The 3,657-nt window shown below is 40.7% G+C and carries 2 protein-coding genes; both read left to right on the top strand.

Translation table 11 applies throughout. From position 1 onward, the window contains the following. The first annotated feature begins 82 nt into the window (after positions 1-82). Positions 83-295 (top strand): hypothetical protein, encoded by a 213-nt coding sequence (locus D5R40_RS31160; RefSeq protein WP_124155738.1) that lies wholly within the window; start codon positions 83-85, stop codon positions 293-295. A gap of 471 nt (positions 296-766) precedes the next feature. Beyond that, positions 767-3,142 carry a calcium-binding protein gene (locus D5R40_RS31155; protein ID WP_124155737.1) on the top strand — a complete coding sequence of 792 codons (2,376 nt, stop codon included), beginning with the start codon at positions 767-769 and terminating at the stop codon, positions 3,140-3,142. The last annotated feature ends 515 nt before the right edge of the window (positions 3,143-3,657 follow it).

Genomic DNA, 3,657 nt, shown 5'->3' with positions numbered 1-3,657 from the left:
TCTTCCCTCTTCCCTCTTTCTTCTTCCTTCTTCCTTCTTCCTTCTTCCTTACCTTTGCTATACAAGACCGATGCTACCGGACATGATATCACTCGGCGATCTAACTCAAGAACAAATAGACGCAGGAGTACCACCAGGAGAGATTACTTTAACCTTTGACTCTGGTATTAGTAATGGTGTGGGAGCGGACTTTGTGGATATAAGGAGCGATCGCTCCCTTTTTCATCAAACCTGTATGGAATTTATGGGACATCTAGGCACTTACAGCGGTTTTCATTTGGGTAAACCACAGTAGGAACTTTCCATGGAACGTCCCTACAAAGTTTTGTTTGTGAAGATGTGGTTCATCAATTTGAAAAGCGCTGTATACTTAAAGACCACCTTAATAAAACATTTGTTGTTGATTTTTTCAGCCACTGAATAAAACTGAATTTTCCTGAATAAAATAGTACTACATTTGGCGTATATCTACGCCAAAATACTGAGTAATAAATACCTGTAAAAAATTAAATTAACATCTACTCTAAATAGCTACTTTCCAGTCCTAGACTGAATTATCGCTGCATCAACCTCTCGGAAAAATTGAAATTTGCCAGACAAATTTTCCCCTCTAAAAGTTCAGGAAAATTCAGGTTGAAAATTCCTGAACTTTCCTGAACTTTCCTGTATTGTCTTTTCCAAAAATTCAGTCAATAATAGTTTCAACAAAGGAAAGAGAAGAACCTCTTCCTACAGAAACAAATTAAACACAAAGGAGAAAAGAACAATGACAATATCATGGAATGTCGAGGAAAGAATCCAAACAGGTAATGACAACGCCAACCATATCGAAGGACAGACAAGCAGTGAGACCTTTTTTATTTTTGCCCCTGGGGCTTCGCATACATCTAGGTGGCATCACGAAGATATTATCTGGGGTAACGGAGATGCGGACACATTAGTTGGACGTGGTGAGAACGATTCTCTTTATGGGGGAACTGGTAACGATGTACTCTATGGTGGAGATGAAAGCACATCTCCAGATAGTGATGATGGATATTCTTTCAGGACTGGACAGTTCACTAACGCGAGCAGAGATGCTGGAAAAGATTTTCTTGCAGGAGGAAATGGTCACGATACCCTCTACGGTGGAGCCGGAAGTGATAGTCTCTATGGTGAAAATGGTATGGATCTGATGTATGGTGGAAATGGTACGGATCTGATGTATGGTGGAAGTAGCCATGATATTATGTTAGGCCAGGATGGTAATGATACTCTCTATGGACAAGATGGTGCAGATTTACTCTACAGTGGTGAACTCGGTGATGGAGCTAGTGATGTTCTAGACGGTGGTAACGGTGCAGATACCTTTTTCCTTGGTGAAGCTGCCGATACTACTGGCGGCGGTCTTAACGTAGACTGGGCGAACCTCGGTTTGAGTATGGCAGGGGATGTCACTGACTTAGCATTCACAGCTTTTGCTCCCCAATTTAAGATTGCTAAAGAAATTGTTCCCATGATATTTGATGGTATCAAGGGAATAATGAATGGTCAGACATCGACACTAGATCGACCAGATAGTGATGCTTCTGCTACTATTGCTGACTTCAACTTCCGAGAAGATGTCGTCATTATCCCTGTCAACCAAGATGTATATATCTCAGATGATACCAATGGAGACAATGCTCTTTCTTTCAAATATAACAACTCAAGCAGCACTCAGATTTTTGCCGATCTTGAGTTTGAGGATGCGGGGACTGTTTTTGGTGATAGTTCCACTACATATGACAATAACGCTGAAGATGCTATACAACGTTCCCTGATAGACAGCGCGATCTACATTGATTCAAATGGTGCAACTCTAGGTTCCGAAGGTGGCACTGCCTTGAATATCGACTCTAGCGATTTAGAAAACCTGGGAAGTAATAAATTTCTGGTTTTGGGTGCCTATTCGGGATGGAATCTACAGGGTGGCAACAATGCTGACTACTTCTATGGAACTAACCACGATGATGTTATTGCTGGATACCAATTGGATGATTTAGGAGGAACATCAAGTTCACCAGGAAATGCTGGTAATGATGAATTCAGGGGCTTTAATGGTAACGATATCTTCTATGGTGGTGCTGGTAACAACTATATAGATGGAGGTAATGACTCAGATACGGCATCATATTTTGATTCTACAGGTGCTATTAATGTTGATCTATCAAGCGTTACTAATGGTTATGCTAGTGCGAGTAATGGGTTTGGTGGCACAGACAAATTGTACAATATTGAGAATATTGTTGGTAGCGATAATGCTGACAATATTGAAGGTGACAATAATGATAACATCTTATCAACTGGAATAGGCAACTATTCGGTAGATGAAAACGGTAATGATGTTCAGCTCAACACTCCGTTAGTAACAATGGGTAGCGATACTCTAACAGGAAATGGTGGTGACGATACCTTTGTTCTCTCTGGTGGAAATCACACTATTACAGACTACACCGTAGATTTCGTCAATGATGAAGTTGATAAAATTCAGGTTGATATTAAAGAGTATTTTGAACCTTCTGGTAATCAAGAAATCAGCTTTGATTACACTCTCTCTGGTAGCGATCTGACTCTTTCTTTTTCCGGCGAGCAAGTTGCTACTTTGAACAATATCTCTAGTTCTGATGTAGTAACTGTCCTCAAAAATATTGAATTAATTGGTAAAGAGGACTTTACTGGCGCAAACCGTGTCGTCGATGTTCTCATCGGCAGTGAGAGCAATGACAGTCTCAAGGCATTCGGATATGAAGATTATGTTTCTGCTGGTGAAGGTAATGATACTCTGACAGGAAATGGTGGCGAAGATGTGATGCTAGGAGGAGACGGAAGCGATCGACTTGAAGGCATGAACCAGGATGACATATTAATTGGCGGGTATGGAAACGATACCTTTGTCTTCAACAAAAACACTTCTACTGGTGGAATTGACAGAATCCTCGACTTTAGTGATGCTGAAGGAGATGTGATTGAGATAGATAAAAGTGTGTATGGTATCAGTAGCGTCAATGATGTGAGTTTTGATTCCTCAACAAATGAATTATCGGTTGATGGTTCTGTGATTGCAGTTCTAGAAAATCAGTTTGGCTTTAATGTTTTCTCTAGTCTTTCTCTAGTAGATTAGGTAAAAAAACTACACCAGGACTTACAGCGCTTTTCAAATTACAGCGCTTTTCAGATTGATGAACCACATATTCACAAGCAAAACCTAGTAGGGACGTTCCATGGAACGTCCCTACTGTGGTCTACTGAAATGAAAACCGCTGTAATAAACCACATCGTCATAACAAAAACCCTGTAGGGGGGATTTCCTGCGGAATGCTGCGCAAACGTGAATCGCCCCTACAGTGGTCTACCCAAATGAAAACCGCTGTATATCAAATCCGCTGGCTTCAGAATTCTTACCAAAATAATTGGGTTTAGAGCAAGGACTTTTAAGGCGAAATGTTTTTGGAGCGGGGCATAAATCTCCGTTACAAAAACAACTTCTGACTGTCTTGAGTGTGTCTTACATTCTGAGGTTCCCTCAGAATTACACACTCGCTTCTGACTTCTGACTTCTGACTTCGTTAACCTAACCTAGCAATTGAACAATCCGATCGAATTGATAGTTATCTGCAAAAGTTTGCAGTTGGGTAG

Source organism: Okeania hirsuta, from assembly GCF_003838195.1.
Classification (GTDB): Bacteria; Cyanobacteriota; Cyanobacteriia; order Cyanobacteriales; family Microcoleaceae; genus Okeania; species Okeania hirsuta.
Note: the sequence above shows the minus strand (reverse complement) of the source record. Positions and strands in the feature narration are given on the sequence as shown.

What these genes read in the sequence shown, in the direction of transcription:
- D5R40_RS31160 (WP_124155738.1), top strand. Translation starts at nt 83, where the DNA reads ATGATATCACTCGGCGATCTAACTCAAGAACAAATAGACGCAGGAGTA.
- D5R40_RS31155 (WP_124155737.1), top strand. Translation starts at nt 767, where the DNA reads ATGACAATATCATGGAATGTCGAGGAAAGAATCCAAACAGGTAATGAC.